This window comes from Erwinia pyrifoliae DSM 12163, assembly GCF_000026985.1.
Taxonomy (GTDB): Bacteria; Pseudomonadota; Gammaproteobacteria; order Enterobacterales; family Enterobacteriaceae; genus Erwinia; species Erwinia pyrifoliae.
On the sequence record NC_017390.1, the window covers coordinates 3,547,645 to 3,571,395 of the forward strand.

The window sequence follows — 23,751 nt, forward strand, 5'->3', positions numbered from 1 at the left end:
TTGTTTCTATCCAGAAACAATGGTGGCGTTATGCGTGCGGGATCAGCTTTTCCGCTTTCAGCCGGTCGAACAGGGCAAAGAAAGCATCACGGGTGGACTGGTAGCCGGTGAATCCCGCTTTGCGGCTTTTGCTGATATCGGTAAACACCTCCATTGGCCGTCCGAGATCGGCGTCGGTGTGCCACCAGGAGGCCAGCTTCGAGACATCCTCCTGATGCAGGTCGAAGCGCCGGGCGATCTCCTGCCACTGTTGCTGTGCCTCGTTCATCCGCCCTTCCAAAGGCTGTATGGTGCCGGGGAAAGGCTGCGCCTCAATGTCGAAGTAGCGGGCAATCTCGCCCCACATCCACTGCCAGCGGAATACATCGCCATTAACCACGTTATAATCCTGATCCTGCGCCAATGGCGTAGTAGCGGCCCAGATCAGCTGGTCGGCCAGCAGACGCGCATCGGTCATATCAGTCACGCCTTCCCACTGCGCTTTGGAGCCGGGAAAAATAAACGGCTGCCCGCTCTGCTTGCACAGGCTGGCATAAACCGCCAGCGTCTGGCCCATATTCATCGCGTTACCGACGGCAAAACCGATTACCGTATGCGGACGATGCACACTCCAGCTGAAACCATATTTATCGGCGGCGGCGAACACTTCATCTTCCTGCGCATAGTAGAAGTTTTCCACCGGCTGGCGGCCCTGTTCTTCGCGAAATGGGGTGAGCGGAACAGCACCTTTGCCATAAGCATCAAACGGGCCAAGGTAGTGTTTCAGTCCGGTGATCAGCGCCACATGGCCGCCTTTTAGCCCTGCGCCGAGCGCATCCAGCACGTTGCGCACCATTGCCCCGTTAACGCGAATATTCTCTTTCTCATTTTCCTGACGCGCCCAGGCGCTGAAAAACACCTTATCAACGCTTATTCCCTGCAAGGCGGTTTTTACCGAAGTTTCATCGGTCAGATCCGCCGTCAGTGAGGTGACGCCAGCAATGACTACCGTGCGCCCGCGCGACAAGCCATAAACCTGCCAGCCCTGCGCCAGCAGGCGTTCGGCCAGTGCACTCCCGGTAACGCCACTGACGCCCACAATCAAAGCTCGTTGCTGCATAATGTCTCTCCCGTTCTGTTGATAACACCAGCTTAATAGAGAATTTAATTCTTATCTCAGGTATAAATTCACAGTATTAATGAATGGGAGGAATCAATGTCGGTGTCTGAAGATCGTCTCAGGGGGATCGCGCCCTTCGTCGCCAGCGTGGAGAGCGGCAGCTTCACCGCCGCCGCCGGGCGTCTGCATATCACCAGTTCGGCGGTCAGTAAAAGCATTGCCCGGCTGGAGGCACGTCTCGGTTCACGCCTTTTTGAACGTACCACACGCAGCCTGCTGCTGACCGATGCCGGACAGGCATTTTATGACACCTGCGCCCGCGTGCTGAGCGAACTGGCAGAGGCGGAATCGGTGCTGGCCGCACAGCGCAGCATTCCGGTCGGACGCTTGCGCGTGGCCGTACCGCATACCTTTGGCCGCCTGCATGTGATGCCGATGCTCAACGACTTCTGCCGACAGCACCCGGAGATGCAGCTAAATCTGTCATTCTCCGACCGTTTTGTTGACCTGTTTGAAGAAGGTGTGGATATGGCGGTGCGCATTGGCGGCCCCGGTAACTATCCGCCCTCTCTGGGCGTACGTTACCTCGGCAGCGAGCGGCTTATCTTCTGCGCCGCGCCGGATTATCTGGCGCAGCACGGTACGCCGCAGTCGCTGGCGCAGCTGGAACAGCGCCAGGCGATTGTTTATGCGCGTATTGATGGCAGTACCAGCCCGTGGCATGTAGCCTCACCGGACGGCCGTATTACCACGCGTACCGTGGCGCACCGCATGGCGCTGGCGGATGGAGAAGCCCAACGCTCGGCTGTCGTGGCCGGACTGGGGGTGGCGCAGATGGCAACGTGGCTGATGGAAGAGCAACTGGCGCGGGGCGAGCTGGTGCCGCTTTTACCGCAGCTGGCGGTGCCAGGGCTACCGCTGTACATGGTGTGGCCACGGCGTAAACAGCTGATGCCGAAGGTGGGTGCGCTGCTGAATACACTGGCTAAACTGAGGGTTGAATAATTGCAGCCCGGGCAGTACGCATCACGCAAACCCGTGTAAAAATCACCGACGATGTCCGTCTGGATGGCCGACGCAAGCCAGCAAGGGCATTTTCCTTGCCGTCATTACACGGAGCCGCTGGCTTATCTGCGCTCGACTTTGATGATTTCCCCCTTCTCCGTTATACGATATATTCCATCGTGAACGGTGAAACGGGTGCCGCTATTTTTGCTGTTGCTGACGGAAAAAACCGCCTCCTTTTCAATGCAGTTCACCGTTGTTTTCATATCGTCAAAGCACAGCCTGTCATACTTGCCTTCCTCTTTATATCCATCACCAAAAAGCCAAAAGGTTATAGTGAAGAACTCGTCTGAAGCAGGCTCAGGAGTTTTGTATTTATCTTTTAAAATCTCTTTATTTTTTAGCCACCAGTTTATTTTCTCTTTAGCGGTAAAAGGAAAATTTTTGACTAAAATATCACTATAGTTATTTCGCTGATGAACCGCGATGATTTCTACAGGACGCAGCGACGACCAGACAAAATAGCCGGCCAGGGCGCAACCCAGCAGTAAAAGTGCGACAAAGATTTTTTTGCTTTTAGCCTGCATGGCGGCCTCCGGTAATTTCAACTGTTGCTTCCATATTGGTCATAAAAGGTTTGAATGCAAANTGATCCTACCCACGTAATGTGGACACAGCCCTAAGCGAGGTTCTGGTTTTCAAATTGTTCAGGACTAAGGCCGCCACAGGCACTGTGACGACGCCACCGATTGTAATCACACTCGATATAATTAAACACCGTTGTCCGCATTATTTCCCGGCTGGCAAAGCGTTCTCCGTGGATACATTCCACCTTCAGCGAATGAAAGAAGCTTTCCACGCAGGCATTGTCATAACAGCAGCCTTTTGCGCTCATGCTCCCGCGCAGATTATGACATTTCAGCAAGCTCTGATAATCCGATGAACAGTACTGCCCACCACGGTCAGTGTGAACAATCACTTTTTCAGGACGTTTTCGCCGCCACAACGCCATCTGCAGTGCGTCGCAGGCCAGTTGTGCGGTCATACGCGGCGACATCGACCAGCCAATGACGGAACGCGACCACAGGTCAATGACCACCGCCAGATACAGCCAGCCCTCATCTGTACGTAAGTAGGTGATGTCACCTGCCCACTTCTGGTTTGCGCCGCTGGCGTAAAAATCCTGTTTCAGCAGGTTCTCTGACACGGGCAGGCCGTGTTCACGATAACTGACCGGACTGAACTTGCGGGCCGCTTTCGCCCGCAGCCCCTGACGTCGCAGGCTGGCGGCAATGGTTTTTGATGTTGTACTCCGGCAGCTCGTCAGCAAGACGAGGTGCGCCATAACGCTGTTTTGCCTCAGTAAATGCCTTACCGACGGCCTTATCGCAGATGAGGCGGAACTGCTGGCGCGGGCTGATTTGATGGCGACGCAGGCACCAGACATACCAGCCGCTTCGGGCAATTCTAAGCACACGACACATGGCCTTGATACTGAACTCAGCCCGATTTTTTTCGATAAAGACATACTTCATTTCAGGCGCTTCGCGAAGTATGTCGCGGCCTTTTGGAGAATGGCCAGCTCCTCAGCCTGCTCCGCCAGTTGCCGCTTAAGGCGGGCAATTTCAACAGACATTTCCTGCTCACGTTCAGAAGAGGAATGTGCATTTTTGAGCTTGCTGCGCCAGGCATAAAGCTGCGATTCATACAGACGGAGTTCACGGGCAGCTGGAGCCACACCGATACGCTCAGCAAGTTTCAGGGCTTCGTTGCGAAATTCAGGCGTATGTTGTTTGCGTGGCTTTTTGCTGGTTGATGCTGGTTTTGTCATGAGTCACCTCTTGCTTGAGAGTTTACTCACTTAGTCGCGTGTCCACTATTGGCGGGTAGGATCAAACTGGTTGTATCGCTGAAGAACAAACCAGATGCGGAAAATACGGAACTGGTTGAATTTAAACGTTGAAATATCGTTACTGTCGAGGCCGAAGTGATCCTGTATCTTGGAATGAACCACTGCGCGGTAGCGATCGTTATCAATCTGCAACGATTTAATCGTGATGTGCGTGGCCCAGGTATCATGAACAGCGATCCCCATACCGTTAAAACTATCCTGAAACCTGTCAAATTTTGGCAGCCTGCCACGAGTTATCGCGTCTTTTAATCTGTCCTTGTTTTGCAGCGGAAAAGACATATTCCCCCAGTCGATGTTGTCGTTAAACGCGTTTTCCAGTCGCAGACGCGTACTGTTATCCGGCTGTCTGTCATGCAGTATCTGCTCTTGCAAAGCCCTGTCCAACGCGATATCCCGGAAAGGCGTACCGTTGCCGTTCTGCATATGGCCGATCATTCTCTCAATCAGTTGCTTGTATGGGCCATACAGGGCAAAACTTTGCGCGAGATGGCGGAACTCATCAAACAGAATGCTGGCGCACTGCTGCCGGGTGATTTTTTCACCTTCGCCACGGGAACCATAAAACATTGACTACTGCTGGTTGAACGGGGTGATTTTCGTCAGAGTGTAAGGGTTGGCTCTGGTGGAGATATCCATCAGATGATAATGCGTTTTTAATTGTGCTTCTGTCAGATCCCCGCAGCGCATATCCCTGGCGCTGTAGTCGTCCATCCTTTTTTGGGTTTTAAATATCGAGCAGGGAAATGGCAATGCATCCATCGTGAAACGTTCCTTGTATTGGCGCTTATTATCATCTTTAGGGGGAAATAGTACGCGGTGACTGGCGGAGCTGTATATGCCTCATTCTCCTGGATGGTTTTTTCAGACTCGCGGTAGCGAATGGATATGACTGCAGGCTACCGGCTCGGCTGAAGCCGCTACTGAGCATGGTTTGCCACTCTGCCCAACGATCAAAAAAGGGGCGACCGCCAACGATCGCCCCTCAACATTTAAAGCCGTCAGATTCGCTTTACGGCGTTAACTTCTCGACGTCCACATTGCCCTGGTGATTCACCACCGCATCATCTTGACGTACCTTTGCCACGTCGCGGGCAGAAACCGTTGACGCCGCGCGATTACCCCAGCTGGTACGGATAAAGTTCACCACGTCCGCCACCTGCTGGTCGTTTAGCCGCCAGCCGAAAGCCGGCATGGTGATGGTCGACGGTGCGCCCTTCATGCCCGGCAGCTGAGCGCCGCTTATCACGATGTGAATCAACAAGGTCGGATCGGATGCCAGCACCACCGAATTGCCGCGTAATGCCGGGAAGAAGCGCTGATAGCCGCTGCCGTCGGTTTTATGACAGGCAGCACAGTTGTCGACATAGACCGATGCACCGGTTTTGCTGTCGTCGCCTTTCCACAGCGCTTTCGCCACCGTATCATCCGGCGTGAATCCCACCTGGTTCGCATCTTTCGCCCCAAGCGACTTCAGGTAGCGGGCAATGGCGGTGGCATCTTCCGCCGTCAGATGTTGCAGGCTATGCTGCACCACGTCAGTCATGCCGCCAAATACAGCGGTGTTATCGTTGCGCCCGGTACGCAGAAACTGTACCAGTTGCTCTTCAGTCCAGCGATCCAGCCCATCGCCGCTGTCACCACGCAGATTACTGGCGGTCCAGCCATCAATCGGTGCGCTGCTGCCTGACAGATAATCACTGCCTTCGCCATCGTTCAGCGCTTTTTCCTGCATGGTGATGCTGCGCGGCGTATGACAGGCTCCGCAGTGCCCCAGCCCTTCGACCAGGTACTGGCCGCGTGCCAGCACCGCATCCTGGCCTTTTATCGGCTGGAAGGCTTTCACATCCGGCGCAAAGATGCCGCGCCAGATGGCCAGCGGCCAGCGCATCGACAACGGCCAGGGAATATCGCTGTCCTGATTGGCCTGCGCCACGGGCTGCACGCCATGCATAAAGTAAGCGTATAGCGCCTGCATATCCTCGTCGCTGACCACCGCGTAAGAGGGATAAGGCATCGCCGGATAGAGCGTGTCGCCATTCTTCGCTACGCCGTGGCGCACCGCTTTCTGGAAGTCGTCGTAGCTGTAATCACCAATGCCGTGCTGTTTATCCGGCGTGATATTGGTGGAGTAAATGGTGCCAATTGGCGTCACCATAGGCAGCCCACCGGCGAAAGCGGCTCCGCCCGCTTTGGTGTGGCACGCGGTACAGTCCCCGGCCCGCGCCAGATATTCACCGCGCTTGATCTGTTCGACGGCAGAATCATCTGCGGCAACGTTAAACGCCATGGCGCCCAGCAACAGGGCAGCGAGAGTGATCTTTTTCATCTGCTTATCCTTATGCCTGCACCAGCGGACCGGGTTTTTTCAGATACTGCTCACGGATCGCCTTTGCCGACCACCAGGTCAGTGCGGCTACCAAGCCGGTCGGGTTGTAGCCCAGCCCCTGTGGGAAGGCAGAAGCGCCGGGCACAAACACGTTCGGCACATCCCAGCTCTGTAAGTAGCGATTGATGGCGCTGCTTTTCGGATCTTCACCCATGATCGCTCCGCCATTCATATGCGTGGTTTGATACACGGTGCTGTCGAAGTGCATGCCCGGCATCTTTGGCGCACCGCTGATCAGTTTGGGATTCATCGCCTCGGCGATTTTGTGCATCCGTCCGTGCATAAACTGCGACATTTTAATGTCGTTATCCTGCCAGTCGAAGGTCATACGCAGCAGCGGCTGGCCGTGGATGTCCTTGTAGTTTGGATCGAGATCGAGGTAGTTATTGCGGTACGACTGATGCGCGCCGTGAGCATCCATCGAAACGTGATGCGTGTAGTGATCCGCTACCGCCGCTTTCCATTTGCTGCCCCAGTTTGGCGTCCCCGGCGGGGTCGGCAGGCCGGAGATCGGCTTCACGCCAGCCTGGTTCACCCACATCGGCGAACCGCCAACGAAGCCATATTTGGCATGGTCGAAGTTATCGGCGTTAAAGTCGTCAACCCCCACCCCGGCGCCGCCTGCACCAATAAAGTTATTGGTGAACACGTCCTTACCGAAAAAGGCCTTGATGGTGGAGATATTCTGGTAGGCAAAGTTACGCCCTACGGTGCCTTCATTCGTCACCGGATCGTAAGGCTTGCCGATGCCCGACAGCAGCATCAGATGCACGTTGTGGAACTGGAAGGCGGAGAGGATCACCAGATCGGCAGGCTGCTCATTTTCACGCCCCAGCGCGTCAACGTAGGTCACGCCGGTAGCGCGTTTCTTGTCATCGGTGAGATTAACGCGCAGCACGTACGCATTATTGCGCAATTCAAACTTCGACTCCTGACGTAACGCCGGCAGAATATTTACGTTCGGCGAGGCTTTGGAATACATGTAGCAGGCATAGCCGCTGCAGTAGCCGCAGAAATTGCACGGCCCCATCTGCGCGCCGTAGGTGTTGGTATACGGGCCGGAGGTGTTAGCGGAGGGCAGATCGTAAGGATGATAGCCGATACTCTCTGCTGCCTGAGCAAACAGCTGCGCCGAGTAGGTGCGTTTCTGCGCCGGAAGCGGGAAGTCGCTGGAACGATCTGCGGCAAACGGGTTGCCTTTACCGCCCTGACCGACCACCTTGCCTTTAATGCTCCAGGCCGATCCGGACGTGCCAAACACTCTCTCTGCCTGGTCGAAGAACGGCTCCAGCTCGGCATAGCTGACGCCGAAATCCTGGATTGTCATGCCCTGCGGGATAAAGTTCTTGCCGTAGCGTTCTTCATAGTGGCTGCGCATGCGCAACTCGATCGGATCGACACGGAAATGAACGCCTGACCAGTGCAAACCGGCCCCCCCTGTGCCTGTGCCGGGCAAAAATGCCGCCAGCTGACGGTACGGTTGTGCGGTCTGTGCCACGTTATGACGGATGGTGACGGTGCTTTTCGACAAATCCTGGAACAGCTTCTTACGAACGTTATAGGTCAGCTCATCGATGACCTGTGGATACGCCCCGTCAGGATAAGTATCGCGATGCGGGCCGCGCTCCAGCGCCACCACGTTCAGGCCTGCTTCGGTCAGCTCTTTCGCCATGATCGCCCCGGCCCAGCCGAATCCAACAATCACCGCATCGGCTTTTTTTTGTACGTTTGCCATGCTTAATCCCTTTCCCCACGAATTGATACCGGCGGCAGCGTGTAGCGTTCGCCACGTTCTACCCAGTCCATAAAGTCGGCGCGTGCGCCGGGGAAGTTAATCAGCTTCCAGCCGACCAGCCCCTGGTTGCCACCGTGCACGGGGTCGCTGAAGAAGCCTTCACGGGTATTCTGCAACAGGAAGGTGAAAAAGGTTTTGGCCGGCAGCTGGCGCAGCTCAACGCTGCCCGCTTCCAGCGCTTGCAACAGTGCGTCCTGTTGTTCGCCGCTCAGCAGCGCGAACACCTTGCCATACTGCTTTTTTGCCAGCACGTCGGCATCAGCCAGGCCCAGACGATAAATATCACGCGGTGTCAAGGGTAGCTGATAGCCCAACGCCTTATCGGCATCCGGTTGGAATGGTCCCTGCATATACCAGTTAGCGCCGGTGGCATACGGCGTGTTCATCTGGCGATCGATATATTCAGGCACGCCCGCTTCCAGTGCGCCGGGACCACGTTCGTCAGACGGGATTAGCCGCGCCACAGCCGCCTGTATAAATGCGAACTCTTCCGGGGTAAACCAGGTCGGCTGATATTCACGCGCTGGCTTGGGACCTGTTGCTGCAGCTTCTTTCGCCACGGCGGGTGCGACCGCAGCCAGACTTCCCAATCCTGCTGAACCTATCGCCATGGCGGGCGCCAGGGTGATGGTTCTCAGCAGGAAGTCCCTGCGTGTACTTCCAGTTTTTTGCTCTGACATGACATTGCCTTCTCAAACCAGCAGCGTCGTGCCGGCTAAAATGGGGTCGGATTAGTTTTAGTAATATAAAGTATAGGGGGAATATAGTCGCTGACTGAAATATTTACCGGAGTAACTGTTACCGGTAACAGTTGACATATTGTAACAGTCAGACGGATAAAACGTGAAGGGATAGATACAAAATGGCACAAATCCTTTAACATCTGGCGCTGGCGGGCCCACCGCTTTTCAGGTCGCCCGCCTTATTAGCCAGGACTAAAATTTTTTGAGGCGGCATTCCGACGGCTGCGGGCGGCCAAAAAAATAGCCCTGGAAAAGAGTACAGCCTTCCGCCTTCAGACATTGGAACTGCTCGTTGCTCTCCACCCCTTCTGCGGTAATCTGAATATCAAGGCTGCGGCTCATGCCAGTGATCGCCCTGATAATTGCCAGCGCCTCGCGGCTGTCGTGCATATCGTTGATAAAGGATTTATCAATTTTAATCTTGTCAAACGGGAAGGATCGCAGATAGCTCAGGGATGAATAGCCAGTTCCAAAGTCATCCAGCGCAATATGCACGCCCAGCGCTTTCAGTTCTCGCAACATATCGATATTCGCCAGCGTATTATCCAGCAGTACCGATTCGGTAATTTCCACCTCCAGACGGTGCGGTGCCAGCCCGGACTCTTTAAGAGCGCCTTCGACTACCGCTATCAGCGCACTGTTCTTGAACTGCAACGGCGACAGGTTGACCGCGACCGTCTGCTCGCCGGGCCAGCTTGCCGCCTCGCGGCAGGCTTCATATAACGCATAAGCCCCCAGGCTGTGTATCAGCCCGGTCTCTTCAGCTATCGGTATAAATTCCAGCGGCATAATTATGCCTTTTTCCGGGTGGTGCCAGCGCATCAAAGCCTCGTAACCGATGATTTCACGATGCTGGTTGTTGGTGATCGGCTGATAATAGAGCTTCAGCTGGCGGTAGGTGATCGCCTCACGCAGATCGTTCTCAATAACGCGGCGTTTCTGCGCCGTATCACCCATCGCTTTGGTGAAGTATTCGAAACGATTACGTCCGTTACGCTTCGCTGCATACAATGCCATATCCGCACAGCGCAGCAGATAGTCTGGCGAGGTCATACCGTTCTGCGCGAGGGTAATACCGATACTCAGTCCGATAGAGAGATTGTGACCATCAATGGTAAACGGCGGCCTAATCGTCTCAATTAAGCGACGTGCCACCGCTTCAGCCTCTTCCGAATGGGTCAAACCGGGCAATACAATCGAGAACTCATCACCCCCGTTACGTGCCAGCGTATCGCGATCGCGCAGCACGCTGCGCAGACGAACGGCGACTGAGCACAGCAGAGCATCGCCAACCTGATGACCTAACGCATCGTTCACGTTTTTAAAGTTATCCAGGTCAAGCCCCAACACCGCCGTCAGGCGCTGTGCGTCACGATCTTCACGTAGCGCCGTGGTCAGATGCTGGTTGAATAGCACCCGATTGGGCAAGCTGGTCAGATTATCGTGGTGCGCCATATGGTGGATACGCGCATCTGCCGCACGCTGGTCAGTCACATCATCGGCGATCAGCAGCACGTAGCTGTGACGGGCGTCTTTGCCACACACAATAGAAGCGCTGCCGCTGATAATTCGGTCGCCGCTGGGCGTTGTCAATTGCCGTTCGTTACGCTGTCTCCCCCCTTTACGCTGTGCCGCGCTAGAAAGCTGCATAAAGTACGCGCTCATCGCCGCAGTCATACATTCCAACGCTCTTTTGCCAATAAAATCGCGCTGGCTGCCGCCCAGCAGCCGTTGCGCACGATGGTTAATCAGCAATATTTCGCCCGAGACGGCGTCTTCAACAATGACGCACGAGGGGATGTTGGCAACGATGGAGTCGAGAAACTGCGAAAGTGATGTCATTTTTTTACTGCTCTGTTCCGCCAAATCTTTAGCAATGAGGATCTGCTGTTCGTACTCGCGCACTTCGGTACAGTCGCGGGTGATTTTGGCAAAACCGATAAGCTCCCCGCCGTCATTGCGGATGGCATCAATCACCACATGCGCCCGGAAGGCGCTGCCGTCTTTACGGTAGCGCCAGCCACTATCCTCAAAACGCCCGGTTAGGGTGGCCTGCTGCAGGTTCTTTTCCGGGAGATTTAGCCGTCGATCCTGTTCACCGTAGAAGCAAGAGAAGTGTTTACCGATGATCTCATTGCCGGTATAGCCTTTTGCGCGGCAGGCTCCGGCATTCCAGTTCACTACCAAACCTTTCAAATCAATCATATAGATAGCGTAATCATTCACACTTTCAACCAGCAGGCGAAACGTCTGGTCACGCTGTTGCTCGCGCTGAAGCCGTTGCTGCTCGGAGCAGTCCCGGGTCATTTTCGCGTAGCCCAGTAATTTGCCGTCATCACCATATATGGCATCAATCACCACATGCGCCCAGAAAGCGCTGCCATCTTTGCGGTAACGCCAGCCTTCCGTCGTAAAACGACCGGCCTCACGCGCAACCTGCAAACCGAGCTGGGTTTGCCCCTGCATCTGATCCTGCTGGCTATAGAAACAGCTAAAATTTCTGCCAACGATTTCAGCGGGCAGATAGCCTTTGGCGTGTTGAGCGCCACGACTCCAGCTGGCAACGTTCCCCTCTGGAGTCAGCATGTAAACAGCATAGTTGACCACGCTTCGTACCAAAATCTGGTACATAACATCTGAGTCTTCATTCATGATTCATTTGCCTGGCATTGACATTAACTTCCCGGATACGAGAAATGATCTCAACGCAAATACGCCAATAACTGGCGAAAAGTTTACCTCCCGCGCCCGACTGGCAACGGGATTGCCGTCATTCTGCGGACTTAACCACAGGGGATAAACCGCAAGTTTGAGCTTATTCACTCAATCTCTGTCAATTCACCGCAGCTCATCGATTGTTATCGACTTTTATCGCTAAATATTCAGCGTTAATTTAAATTCAGTTCCAAAATATCCAAAGGATGTAAAGGAAAACATGCCATTAGCGGAATTAAAAAAAAGAGATTTGCTTTATTGCCGACATAAACATCTGCCCGAGGGGCCGGTTTCATCAGCAGAAATGTGTCGATACAACAGAAGTGAGAAAAATCACATTCAATTGCGATATAACTCCCTATCTTGACCTGGGAGCACTTATGTTTACCTCATTTTTTCCTAAACCAGCGCTGTTTTTCAGCAGCGTGGTTATCTGGAGCCTGATGGCCATTGCACTGTGGTTTGCAGGTGCAGAGGCCGAATTTACCCGTCTGATGCATTTTTCTCTGCTGCCTGCTGGCCCGTTGCCTGAGAACGCGCTGCGTTTTATTGCCCCGGGCGCACTGGGCTTTTACAGCTATTACCTGCTCGCTACGCTGCTGTTCGCGGCGTTTTGGTTTGTTTTCTGCCCACATCCATGGCAGCGCTGGTCGATCCTGGGCAGTTCGCTGATCGTCTTCGTGACCTGGTTTTCGGTACAGGTCGGCGTGGCGATTAATAGCTGGTATGAACCGTTTTATGACCTGATACAAAAGGCGATGGCGCATCCCAATACCATCAAGATTGAGACGTTTTATCATCTGGTTAACGACATTCTCAGCATTGTGTTGATAGCCGTAGTGATCAATGTGATGAATCTGTTTTTTGTCAGCCACTATGTGTTTCGCTGGCGCACCGCTATGAACGATTATTATATGGAGCACTGGCAGCAGCTGCGGCACATCGAGGGGGCAGCACAGCGTGTTCAGGAAGACACGATGCGCTTTGCTTCTACGCTGGAAGACATGGGCGTCAGTTTTATTAATGCCATTATGACGCTGATTGCCTTTCTGCCGGTGCTGGTAGCGCTGTCGGTACATGTGAAAACCGTGCCAATCCTGGGACAGATCCCTTACGCATTAGTTATTGCGGCGCTAGCGTGGTCGCTGTTCGGCACCGGGCTGCTGGCAATTGTCGGCATTAAGCTGCCGGGGTTGTCGTTCCGTAATCAGCGGGTGGAAGCCGCTTACCGTAAGGAGCTGGTGTACGGTGAAGATGATGCACAACGTGCTGCCCCGCAGACGGTACGGGAACTGTTCGCCAACGTGCGGAAAAACTATTTCAGACTCTATTTTCACTATCTCTACTTCAACGTGGCTCGCGTTTTTTATTTGCAGCTGGACGCACTTTTCAGCATATTTGTGCTGTTTCCGTCGATTGTTTCCGGTGCGATTACCCTCGGTCTGATGACCCAAATATCTAACGTGTTCGACCAGGTGCGTAACTCGTTCCAGTATCTGATCAACTCGTGGACCACGTTGGTGGAACTGATGTCGATCTATAAGCGCCTGCGCAGCTTCGAGCAGACGTTGGATAACGTGCCGGAGAAGCAAAATTCGGCTACATAAGGCGCGCAATATCTTTGAGAGATGGCGCGAAAAACTGATTTGAACACCTGGTCATCGCTGCAGAAATTTCAGAGGATAAAAACTGAATACAACGTTGACATTGGTCAACAATGATTTTATCCTGTGAACATAACTGAGAGTAACGATGAAGGAACATCCTAATAAACATATCCAGGCAGCGATAGAATATGCAATGGACCGGGGCTGGCGTTTTCGTCCAGCCAGTGGACACGCTTTCGGGCGACTCATGTGCGGAATTGCAGAACATCAGCAGCATCAGATGAGCGTTTGGTCAACACCGCGCGTGCCTGAGCACCATGCCGCTCAAATCCGCCGTAAGGTCGATAGCTGCCAGAGCAGCATTCTTACCCACTAAAGAAAAAGTCAGGGAGACAATTATGCCACTTTTTCACTTTACTCTGCTGTTGAAAGGCGTCACTTCAGAAACTCCTGAGCTTGAACACCATCTTTACGCCAGTGGCTGTGACGATGCACTGGTGTGCTTTTACGGCAGGGCGGTTTACCTTGAATTTGACCGTCAAAGCGACAGCTTTGCCAACGCAATAATGAGCGCCGTCCGCGCAATTGAATCTTCTCCACTGGCCGCAACGGTGACGGCAGTAGATGCCAGCCTGGTCGGGCTTAGCGATATTGCCCAACTCAGTAAACTTACCCGTCAGTCCATTGCCATGCTGAAAGACGGTAGTCGTGGCGCGGGTGATTTCCCCTCGCCGGTACAGCGTATTAACGGTAACTCACCGCTGTGGAGCTGGGCATGCGTGGCGGCCTGGTTACAGCGGCACGGGAAAATTGCCGCACCGCTGGCAGAAAATGCACGCACGCTGGAGGAGATCAACCTGGCATTACAGCTGCGCAACGCTGACGGCCAGCAGGTTCAGCACTTCTGCCGCGCACTTACTCCAGACCATGCGGACTAACGGGCTGCGGTTCGCATCGAAATACTTTTCAAATACAGAAATCAGGGTGAACTTATATTGGTTACAGTACCGTATTAATCATCGCTAACCGTCAGACAGGGACTGGGCGGATCCACAGTGACCTGTGCGTAGCGTACAGCATATGTAGCGAACTCAAGCTGCGATAGATATAAATTAACATGGTGGCCTAGCCGAAAATTTTATCCGTAATGCTGTCCGTTTTGCACAGGCGACCGGAGCCAATAAAAGAGGCGGCATTATCGCCGCCCTCCTTTATCAATAATGCACGCCGCCCGGTTTCTGGCATAACGGCCTGAGCGTCACGGGTGCTGCCCATCCTGGACTTCGCGAAAACCTCTTTTCACTCATCGTTATCCATATCTGTTATTTTGTCTTTAGCGACCGGGAAGTCTCTGACGCTCATCAACGCAAGGCCAGATCCGGCATCCTGTCATTTACTGATACTGTTGCAGCGCGCTTAGTCTTCCGACCCGATTGCAGTGACTGAATCATAGAAACTAATATCACTTTCTGCTTTTTGGAAAAGTTCACCAGCACTCTTCCATTTAAACATATTGGGTCTATGCCCGAGACACAGGATATAGAGAGCTATGGTATCGGCATTGTTAATCATCAGGTCAGCGTGCGTAATACCGAGACGGTGCATTCCGTCAATAACACGATGATCCGAAGCTTTCAGGAACAGATTTACGTCAATCCCGAGTTTTTGTTTTAAACTATTCCCTACAAACATAGAGTCAAAACCACGCCGACGGATTTTGTCCTTTATATATACGATGTAATAACTCATCACATCCCTGCCTGCTTGCTCGCTGGCCTCTATAACTGATAATACACCAGGCATATGGAATGGATATTTATAATAATAGAAATTGTCGACGCATTCATCTACGTGTGAAGATTCATGCAGGAGAGCTATTTCAAGTAGTCCTTGATCTTTACTGTCAAAAGCATAGTCACCGATAAACATCGCTTGTTTATCTTCCAGAAAAGCTGCTGTGATCGTTCCTAAACTTTTTGAGTTTAAAGCGGCGGAGCTTTTTTGCAAAGAGGCTACAACAATATGAGTCGCGTCATTAGCCCAAAAGAAAGTAAACGCTTTTATCGTGTTTAATACATTTACTTTTAAAATCTCGGCTTGCTTAAAGGTTTTGAGTGGGGTTCTTGTAACAGATTTGAAAGATTTAATTATTTCCAGCGGATTCATCTCCGTGATGACTCTTTCAGCGTTGAGCGATATGTCACGTAAGTTACTTAAGCACATTTGCAGTATTTTATACCGAACAGGATTAACTGTCCTTAAAAGGGAAACTTTATAAGCTGATGGTAAAATTTCATCATTAATATTCACTTCAAAAACCGACCTCTCACCTTTATCTGCAAAAGGTTTCGCCTGGCACAGTTCTTCTAGACTGCGTTTGGCGCGCCCGCCCGTGGGGCACAGCGAAGTGAGAACCTCTTCCTTAGAGGGGCCTGCCGCAGCGTCGACTTTATTTTCTCCCTTCCGGGGAAGCGCTAATTTATGATCGCTGATATCATTTTTAGGTGACCAGTTATCCGGGCGTTGACGTACTAACTTCAGCTCCCCTTTCTCTATCAAATAAATCTCTTCCAGGAACTCCATCGTTTCAGGATCAACGATCGCATAATAGTTCTTTCCGCCCGCTTCACCCACGATATTGACCGGCACTTTAATGTTTGTACCCGGAAGATTGGCTTTTTCAGTCAGTAATGCTTCATGAGAAATGACCTGTTCTGTTGCGCCGGGCTTTTCAATTTTTTTAAGGGCTTTAGTCAGTACTTTATTCAGCTTTATTGTATCTTCAGCACTCACCCCCACCCGCAGCTTATTGAATAGTGTTTTTAATCCCGCTCCAGAGTATTTGCCCACGGCCGTTATCAGCTCAAAACCAGGATCCAGCGCCCGAATGGTCGCTTTGCTCAATACGGCCAGCTCAGGAATGGTTGGCAAACTGATTTGTGCCAGCGCCTGCCGGCCGACCGTGTTTAAGATCTTCGGCGACACGGCTGCTGCAGGTAAAAGTTTTATCCCCACTTTCGCCGCTCTGTAAAGACTGAATCCAAACTTCCCCGCCAGGTTTACAGACAGGCCGACCACAGGGATAACGGAAACCACGTCGATAATACAGGAAACGATATTGCCGTTGAAACAGCCATAAAAAGGAATAATACTCTTTAAGAATTCAATGCCTGTTTGCTCCACCGTCATGTCATAACCTGACAACAGCAGCTGACGGTAAAGCTCCTCACCGTGTGTTTTCACAAAATAAGCAACGACATCGTCTGCCGCATTCTTGTTGACGTCAATAACCGATTTAAACCCTGTTAATTCCACTTCGTACGCCTGCGGGGACTGGTCTCCCGGGGAGTCAAAAATGCCATACTCGAAATAATTATCAATTTTTCTGTCGAGACGACTGACAGCATATTCGCCGTCCCCGTTCCTGACAAATGCATAAATTCGCTTTTCCTTACCGACAGCCACGCGGAAAATGTTCTTGTTTTTCAGTGCGGGTCTCCATGATTTGAGTGGAGACGTGGGGTAAATAGAGGGTGTGACATGCCTGATAACAGCACTACCTGAATTGATAAAGTCCAGTTCTTTTCTGTCAAGCCCGCCCATTGCCACAGCCAGCACAGACTCCTCCACGGCAGAAAATGCATTCGCCAAGTCCCGGGTTTTGCGTTCGTACTCTGTGGTAACGCTGGCATCCGGGCATCCCCGGGGCGTCTCGCCATTGAGATAGCGTAGCCGTGCAACGCCCTTGCCCAATCTGATTAATTCAGCAGGGTCCACAACCTTCGTCCCGGCCGGAACCCTCCCCCCGGGCACATATCCTAGATTGACCGTTTTTCCCAGTCCAATCAGCACGCTCTCCGGGCATTTCTCTACATATCTTTCCGCTATTTTTCCACGGGGTTCCCAGTCATCTGAAGCCTCCCCGAATGTCTTAACCCTTGCGCTCACGGTTTTATAAACAGGGGCGACCATACAACGAAATGTGACGTACTCGCTCACCGCCTTCAGCCGGTGAGCGAGAGTCTCTTTCTTTCGGTGAGAAACCCGTTTCGGATGGCTCACCGCCTCAAACAGCAGGGCCGGCAGGGCGAGGTATCTCAGATAACTTATGTCCATATCTCCGGCTTCCACCCTCTGCCAGAGCGCTTTCCCCACCGCCTTGCACTCTTCCACGCTGAAGTCACTCAGTGTCGCCCCCGCGTCTTTCAGCAGGAGCGAACCGGTATGAAGCCAGACAAAATTGTCTTCCGTCACGCGCGGCGATACCCCCCTGTTCGTAAAGGACAGCGTGTTGTCCACCCCATAATTCCAGAACTTTTCAAACTGCAATTTTTTTCCTTCGCTCAGCCCCTCCGTGTCAATTATCCCGTCCGAGCGCAGTGCGTCAAACTTCAGCAGGCGTTGCAGCAGCAAGGCGTTTGCATCACCGGGGGACTTAATAACGGCCACTCTACTGGCAAGCCAGGACTCGACCGGCATCCCCAGCACATTATCAAACAGCCAGTTTCGCACCACCATGCCGGCCCGTCCGGCGCTGATTTTTTCGTCTGCCCGGCCGTGATAAAGCTTTTCAGCCTGCAGGATCATTTTTGCCACCTCTTCCAGCCTTTTATCAAGCCGGGTCACGTCATACATAATATCCGGATTGGGGGCAAAAAGCGTGATGCCGACGGCGGCAATGATTTCCTCCTTTCTAAAGGAGGCGGGGTTTTTCTCTTCATCAAGAATACCGGCCGACTGCATTATCCCGGCCAGCCCTATATTGCTTGTCTCCGCTTTTGTCGGTTGATGCTGCCTGTCGCCCCTGAGCGCCTCCGCTGATGATGCCTCCGCTGGTGGCGCAGCCTCATCTCCCGCAGGTCGCGGAAGTAACCAAGATTGCAACCGCTTGTAGATCCCGGTGGATACCCCGACAATCACGGTGCCCGTGCCGACAATCACGGTGCCCGTGACGACAATCAGCCCCGCCGGAGTCTTCAGCGCCCGAGTCAAGGCAGGCAGCACTCCCCCCGTGGCTAAGGCGGCTGCCCCCCCGACGTTCGCGTAATTATAATCATACCGTTGTGCCGCATCATTCGCCTGCGGTGTCGGTTCATCAGCCCGCAGCGGCGGTGTCGGTTCAACAGCCCGCGGCGGCGGTGTCGGTTCAACAGCCCGTAACGGCGGTTCATCAGCCCGCGACGGCAAAACCGGGACGGGGGCGGGCAGAGGACCCTGACGTGCCGTGGCATCACATTGCGTATTAAAATCGGTATGGATGATTACCTCCCCGCGCCGCAGCTCCCGCGTTATCCTTTGACGGGTTTTGCAATTCTGCAGGCCGGACAGGTTGCTTCGCGTTATATGCTCCGCTATCGCCCAGACGTGTAATTTCTGCGCCAAGCTGTAGGCAACTTCCGCCGTCTCCGGCGTCCGGTTTTCCACCGTCGCCCGGGTACAGGCTTCAGGGTTCACCGTTGAGTTCGATGAAAAATAGATGATGTTGTCTTGCTGCGCGCCGCCGGCCACGCTGACAGCCGTTGCTTCGGGACCGTTCAGGGACAATGCAATGCTGCTGTCCACCTCGAAGGCCGGCAGCAAGGCGGGTTCCTCCGGGGGAGGGGCGCTATGCGCTATCATGCACACCGCATTGTAGTACTTTTGGGTGCGTAAAAGCAGATTGAGGATGGTGGCCGGCAGCCGTAATAAAGCGCGCTGCGGGGCTTCTACACTCCCTATATATTCGCGGGCGGTAACGAACACCACGGCCAGAATGATATAATTCTGATGCCAGTTCCCCTCGCCCGGACCGGCGCTCAAAAACATTCCCCCCGTCCAGCTGTTCATCGTCCTCTCGAGGTATACCGCCAGCGCGTTTATGGCCTCAATATCAGCAAGAACGCCCCCGAATTCGTTAAAAAAGGCGATAATCGCGTCATGAATGGACAATTTTTTACAATAAATCGCGTCAATCAGGATTTTAAGGGCTATTAATCTTCCGGCATCAAGAAAGGGGAAAACCTTTTTCACAAAACAGTACATCATTTCGGACGTTATCGCGCCAGCCAGCATGCGCCATAACTGCATAGCGCTGCGGTAAAAATCTTCCGAGAGGGGAACCAGATCGTCTGCACGTTTCTCTGCTGAATTTGGTTTATCTGTCTCTGCAAACCATGCCGCATTCAGATTTAACCATGGAATGGCATTGAAAAAAGCTTCAAATTTTTCAAGACTTGGCGCCCCGCACTGGAGCGTCAGGTTGGCGAATGATGACTGATGACAGCTTCCTGCTTTATTGTTAGAAAACAACATAACCTGGCTCCCTGATTAACATCATTTTTTAATGAGCAACGTCTGTTAAAACCGGGCGGGATATCCATTCCCCTCACAGAACAGCGCGTTTCTGTCGGGAAAACCCTCCTCTATCCTGGCCGTGGATCTTATTCTTTAAAATTTATTTTTTTATATTAATTCTCATATTTTTTATGACATAACTCTCCGGTAATCACATCAGAAAAAACGAATATAATGATTTAGATGAAATAAACAAGAATCTCAAAATCATTACTCACGTTTTATATAAAAATCAAATAATCATTAAATGATAGCCATTCATACCAGCCACAAATTCCGGTTAATTCAAATTTATGAATGAGACATTACATTAATTTCATTTAATAAATACGCGATGGCATTTCCACTTCCCGGAAGAATCCAACAGCATTATCGTGAGGTCAGCCATATCACTATTTTATAGTTCTGAGCGGGTGATAAGGGGGTTATTTCACGCCGCCACCAGGGGCAGTAAGAGCAAAAAGGTATTTACGCCTTCTTTGCTTACGGTATCTCTGCGCCGCAGGAGATGGTGATATTTTTCCTGCCGGCAGACGGATTCACCGTACGGCGAAAAAAGGTTTAAAGATGGGAGCCAAAAGAACAGCCGGCGCCGGAGCAAAAACTCTGGCGCAGCTGTAGAATAAAATAAACGTTCGGGTCACGCCGCGCGGGATGCCATCATCCGCTTAAACAACAAAAATTCATCAGCGGAATACGCCGATCGCGTCGACCAGGCGCGTTGCCTGGCGCGCCATACGCTCCGAAGCCTGCGCCCCTTCTTCCACCCTTGCGGCATTCTGATGAGTAATATTGTCCAGTTCTTCCACCGCCAGATCAATCTCACTTATAGCAATCTCTTGCTCGGCGCTGGCTTCGCTGATCTGGGCAATCAACGACGACACGTTCTGCACCTGTGAAACGATATTTTCCATGGTTTTGCCGGTTTCATTCACATGTATTGTGCCTGATTTCACCTTATGCGCGCTGTTTTCCACCAGCGTTTTGATTTCGCTGGCTGCCTTAGCGCTACGCTGGGCAAGGCTGCGAACTTCTCCTGCCACCACCGCAAAGCCTTTCCCTTGCTCACCGGCACGGGCAGCTTCCACGGCAGCATTAAGCGCCAGAATATTAGTCTGGAAAGCAATACCGTCGATCACGCTGGTAATACTGGTAATTTTCTTCGAACTCTCGGTAATTTCCGCCATCATTTTGACCATATCGGTCATGGCATTTCCGCCCTGAATGGCTGCGTTGCTGGTATTGCTCGACAGGCTGTTTACTTTGGCGGCGGTTTCGGTGTTGCTCTTCACCGTTGCGGTCATCTGATTCATGGTGGCGGCCGTCTGCTGAACGTTGGCCGCCGTCTCCCCGGTGCGGCGGCTCAGTTCACTGTTGCTTTGCGCAATAGCGTCACTGGCACTCAATACGTTGATTGCCTGACCACTGACATCATCCACCAGCCAGCGAAACATCAACCCCAGCTGGCCTATGGCTCGCAGCGTGGTGCCAATCTCATCAACCCTGTCCATCTGCTCTACTCGATGGTCAGCGCCGGTGGCAACGCGCAGCGCCTGCTGGCAGACACGCTCAACCGGTCGTGAGACCTGCATCTCCAGCCAGATGCAAGCCAGCAGCAGCAGCAGCGCCATCCCTGCTGTGAACATGGCCAGTGTGCTGTGGCTTACTTCCAGCCCCCAGACGCCAAGCGTTGCCAGCGGCAGCATTAGCATCAGCGTGCTACGGATCCGCCAGCGCAGTGGCAGCGTTTTAGACAGGGAACGCCAACTCATCAGGCCGCTACGCACAATCAACCCTTTATGGAATCGCAGCCCTTTGGCTCTTCCTGCACGGAATTTCTCATATAGCCTCTCCGTGGCGCGGATCTCCTGCTGGTTGGGTTTGGTTCGTACTGACATAAAGCCCTTTACATGACCATCGCGCACCACCGGGATGGCGTTGGCTCGCACCCAATAGTGGTCACCATTCTTGCGGCGGTTCTTCACAAGGGCCGTCCATGGCTCGCCTTGTTTCAGCGTCGACCACATATCGGCAAAGGCTTCCGGCGGCATATCCGGGTGGCGCACGATATTATGTGGCTCGCCGTTAATCTCTTCAGACGTGAAGCCGCTGACCTCAATAAAGGCATCGTTGGCGTAGGTGATAACGCTGTTAGCGTCGGTTGTTGACATCAATGTCGCATCGTCGTCGAAAACATATTCTTGCTGAGTAACGGGAAGGTTGTTGCGCATAAATCAAATCCTTTTAATGGATCAGCGTAAGGTTGGCAGGAAAAAACGATAATTTATTTTATGTTTTCGGCAGACATGAACATTTCTTTAGCGAATTGAAGGAATTTTGTTAATGGGAAAAACGAAGCACATGGACACAGGCGCTCTGGAGCGAGCCAAACGTTCAGCTAACTGCGCAGACGGACATCTTCATTAAAAATATTCTTAAGACTAATTTATAGTCTGTGCTGTTTGGATCAGCAAAAAAATTACAGCTTAGATGAAGGGTGTTACCAGAAGGGGGCATTCGCCAGCCAGCACGGGCAGACGAAACGAGCCGGGGAGGATCCCCGGCTCGTTAGCTTATCAGACTGAAGGCAGGCTCTTCAGCTTTACCTCAAAGGCAGCTGCCTTTGAGGCATCAAACTGGTTTTCCCACTTGGCAATGACCAACACCGCCAGCGCATTACCCACCACGTTGAGCGCGGTACGCGCCATATCGAGGATACGGTCTACGCCGGCAATAAATGCCAGCCCTTCCAGCGGAATACCGACGCTGCCCAATGTGGCCAGCAACACCACGAAGGAAACACCGGGAACACCGGCGATCCCTTTTGAGGTCACCATAAGCGTCAGTACCAGTATCACTTCCTGGCCGATCGACATGTCAATACCGTACAGCTGGGCAATAAAGATCGCCGCGATGCTTTGGTAAAGCGTGGAGCCGTCGAGGTTAAACGAATAGCCGGTCGGTACCACGAAGCTGGTGATCGACTTCGGCGCGCCGTAGGCCTCCATCTTCTGCATGATACGAGGCAGCACGGTCTCAGAACTGGCGGTGGAGAACGCGAGGATCAGTTCATCCTTAAGGATGCGTATCAGAGTGGTGATTCGCAGCTTACACAAGCGTGCAACGGCCCCGAGAACGATCAGAGCGAAGAACAGGATGGCAAAGTACACCAGCAGCACCAGCTTCGCTAAAGGCAGCAGTGAAGCAAAGCCAAAGTTAGCTACGGTGACCGAAATCAGCGCGAATACCCCTACCGGCGCATAACGCATGATCATATTGGTGACTTTGAACATCGTTTCCGACGTGGAGCGGAACACTTTCACCAGCGGCTCACGATGTTCAGCAGGCAGTGAAGAGAGACCGAGGCCAAACAGCACCGAGAAGAAGATGACAGGCAGCATCTCACCCTTGGCAATCGCCGCAAAAATATTCTGCGGGATCAACGACAGGATGGTGGCAACCAGGCTATGGGGTTGTCCCTGCACCTGCGCCGTTGTGGCTTCATATTTAGAGATGTCCACCGTTGCCAGCGTAGACATATCGATGCCTGATCCGGGTTGGAACACGTTCGCCAGAGTAATTCCTGCCACAATGGCAATGGTGGTGATCACTTCGAAGTAGAGGATGGTTTTGACGCCGATCCGCCCGAGTTTTTTCGCATCACCGACGCCGGCAATACCGACAATCAATGTAGAAATCACGATCGGTACGACGATCATTTTAATCAGATGAATAAAGATATCACCTGCCGGGCTGAGAATGTTAGTGACTAGCCATTCACGATTTTCCGGCTGGTTATGCAGCACGGCACCAACGATGATCCCCAGTACTAACGCAATCAGTATTTGCCAGGCAAGGCTGAATTTTACTGCTTTCATAACTTGTCTTTTTCCTTAACAAAACCTGCTTTCCGCGTGGTGCATACGGCGTGAATGACACTCAAAGGAGGCTGACCGATATCCGGCAATTCACAGGTAATTGATGGGTGGTGCCTGAATAGAGGCGCGTAATCAGTACCATTTCCGATAGTGTGAATGCAACCCTACGTGGTATGTGGCTACTTACTTTGCTTCCGGCAGGATAAAAGCCGGATGGCGAAAAATAAAAATAACTCGTTGTTCTGGAAAGTAATATTTTTCTTCCGTAACGCATAGCT

At 52.6% G+C, this 23,751-nt stretch carries 16 protein-coding genes and 1 pseudogene; 4 read left to right on the forward strand and 13 right to left on the reverse strand.

The features are described from left to right. Positions 1 to 28: 28 nt before the first annotated feature. A complete protein-coding gene (locus EPYR_RS16205) occupies positions 29 to 1,099 on the reverse strand; it encodes an SDR family oxidoreductase (RefSeq protein ID WP_014539543.1) in 1,071 nt (356 codons plus the stop codon). 96 nt (positions 1,100 to 1,195) lie between these two features. On the opposite strand from EPYR_RS16205, the gene EPYR_RS16210 reads away from it, so the two are divergent. After that, a complete protein-coding gene (locus EPYR_RS16210) occupies positions 1,196 to 2,104 on the forward strand; it encodes a LysR family transcriptional regulator (RefSeq protein ID WP_014539544.1) in 909 nt (302 codons plus the stop codon). A 122-nt stretch (positions 2,105 to 2,226) separates the two neighbouring features. Here EPYR_RS16210 and EPYR_RS16215 read toward each other — a convergent pair whose 3' ends face one another. From EPYR_RS16215 to EPYR_RS16255, 8 genes and pseudogenes are all read right to left on the reverse strand, one after another. Beyond that, positions 2,227 to 2,691 (reverse strand): DUF943 family protein, encoded by a 465-nt coding sequence (locus tag EPYR_RS16215; RefSeq protein WP_014539545.1) that lies wholly within the window; start codon positions 2,689 to 2,691, stop codon positions 2,227 to 2,229. Positions 2,692 to 2,783: 92 nt separating this feature from the next. Further along, the gene (locus EPYR_RS21220; RefSeq protein ID WP_331387094.1) at positions 2,784 to 3,632 is read right to left on the reverse strand and encodes an IS3 family transposase; all 849 of its coding nucleotides are present in this window, start codon (positions 3,630 to 3,632) and stop codon (positions 2,784 to 2,786) included. A gap of 3 nt (positions 3,633 to 3,635) precedes the next feature. Further along, entirely contained in the window at positions 3,636 to 3,935 is a 300-nt protein-coding gene (locus EPYR_RS21225) for a transposase (RefSeq protein ID WP_011078074.1), read from the reverse strand. A 45-nt stretch (positions 3,936 to 3,980) separates the two neighbouring features. Further along, a pseudogene (locus EPYR_RS16230) lies at positions 3,981 to 4,775 on the reverse strand (YPO3983 family protein). 250 nt (positions 4,776 to 5,025) lie between these two features. Beyond that, positions 5,026 to 6,342: a c-type cytochrome gene (locus tag EPYR_RS16240; protein ID WP_014539548.1), complete on the reverse strand. Its 1,317-nt coding sequence runs from the start codon at positions 6,340 to 6,342 to the stop codon at positions 5,026 to 5,028. Between the two features lie 10 nt (positions 6,343 to 6,352). After that, a complete protein-coding gene (locus EPYR_RS16245; RefSeq protein WP_014539549.1) occupies positions 6,353 to 8,137 on the reverse strand; it encodes a GMC family oxidoreductase in 1,785 nt (594 codons plus the stop codon). A 2-nt stretch (positions 8,138 to 8,139) separates the two neighbouring features. Continuing rightward, the gene (locus EPYR_RS16250) at positions 8,140 to 8,877 is read right to left on the reverse strand and encodes a gluconate 2-dehydrogenase subunit 3 family protein (protein ID WP_014539550.1); all 738 of its coding nucleotides are present in this window, start codon (positions 8,875 to 8,877) and stop codon (positions 8,140 to 8,142) included. A 255-nt stretch (positions 8,878 to 9,132) separates the two neighbouring features. Further along, entirely contained in the window at positions 9,133 to 11,592 is a 2,460-nt protein-coding gene (locus EPYR_RS16255) for a sensor domain-containing protein (protein ID WP_014539551.1), read from the reverse strand. Positions 11,593 to 12,035: 443 nt separating this feature from the next. Here EPYR_RS16255 and sbmA point away from each other — a divergent pair, with 443 nt between their 5' ends. The 3 genes from sbmA to EPYR_RS16270 all read left to right on the forward strand — a co-directional run bounded on the left by sbmA (position 12,036) and on the right by EPYR_RS16270 (position 14,200). Beyond that, positions 12,036 to 13,262, forward strand: coding sequence for a peptide antibiotic transporter SbmA (sbmA, locus tag EPYR_RS16260; protein WP_014539552.1), 1,227 nt, complete (start codon positions 12,036 to 12,038; stop codon positions 13,260 to 13,262). Positions 13,263 to 13,407: 145 nt separating this feature from the next. Then, positions 13,408 to 13,638, forward strand: coding sequence for a hypothetical protein (locus EPYR_RS19680; protein WP_015899056.1), 231 nt, complete (start codon positions 13,408 to 13,410; stop codon positions 13,636 to 13,638). Between the two features lie 22 nt (positions 13,639 to 13,660). Then, positions 13,661 to 14,200 (forward strand): hypothetical protein, encoded by a 540-nt coding sequence (locus tag EPYR_RS16270; protein ID WP_015899057.1) that lies wholly within the window; start codon positions 13,661 to 13,663, stop codon positions 14,198 to 14,200. A 187-nt stretch (positions 14,201 to 14,387) separates the two neighbouring features. On the opposite strand, the gene EPYR_RS20835 is transcribed toward EPYR_RS16270, so the two are convergent. The 4 genes from EPYR_RS20835 to gltP form a co-directional block, all read right to left on the reverse strand. Then, positions 14,388 to 14,537 (reverse strand): hypothetical protein, encoded by a 150-nt coding sequence (locus EPYR_RS20835; RefSeq protein ID WP_014539555.1) that lies wholly within the window; start codon positions 14,535 to 14,537, stop codon positions 14,388 to 14,390. A 141-nt stretch (positions 14,538 to 14,678) separates the two neighbouring features. Next, complete coding sequence (locus EPYR_RS16275; protein ID WP_014539556.1) at positions 14,679 to 19,553, reverse strand: hypothetical protein; 4,875 nt, start codon at positions 19,551 to 19,553, stop codon at positions 14,679 to 14,681. 728 nt (positions 19,554 to 20,281) lie between these two features. After that, positions 20,282 to 21,826, reverse strand: a complete 1,545-nt coding sequence (locus tag EPYR_RS16280) for a methyl-accepting chemotaxis protein (RefSeq protein ID WP_014539557.1) — start codon at positions 21,824 to 21,826, stop codon at positions 20,282 to 20,284. Between the two features lie 345 nt (positions 21,827 to 22,171). Further along, positions 22,172 to 23,473 carry a glutamate/aspartate:proton symporter GltP gene (gene gltP / locus EPYR_RS16285; protein WP_014539558.1) on the reverse strand — a complete coding sequence of 434 codons (1,302 nt, stop codon included), beginning with the start codon at positions 23,471 to 23,473 and terminating at the stop codon, positions 22,172 to 22,174. Positions 23,474 to 23,751 lie beyond the last annotated feature (278 nt).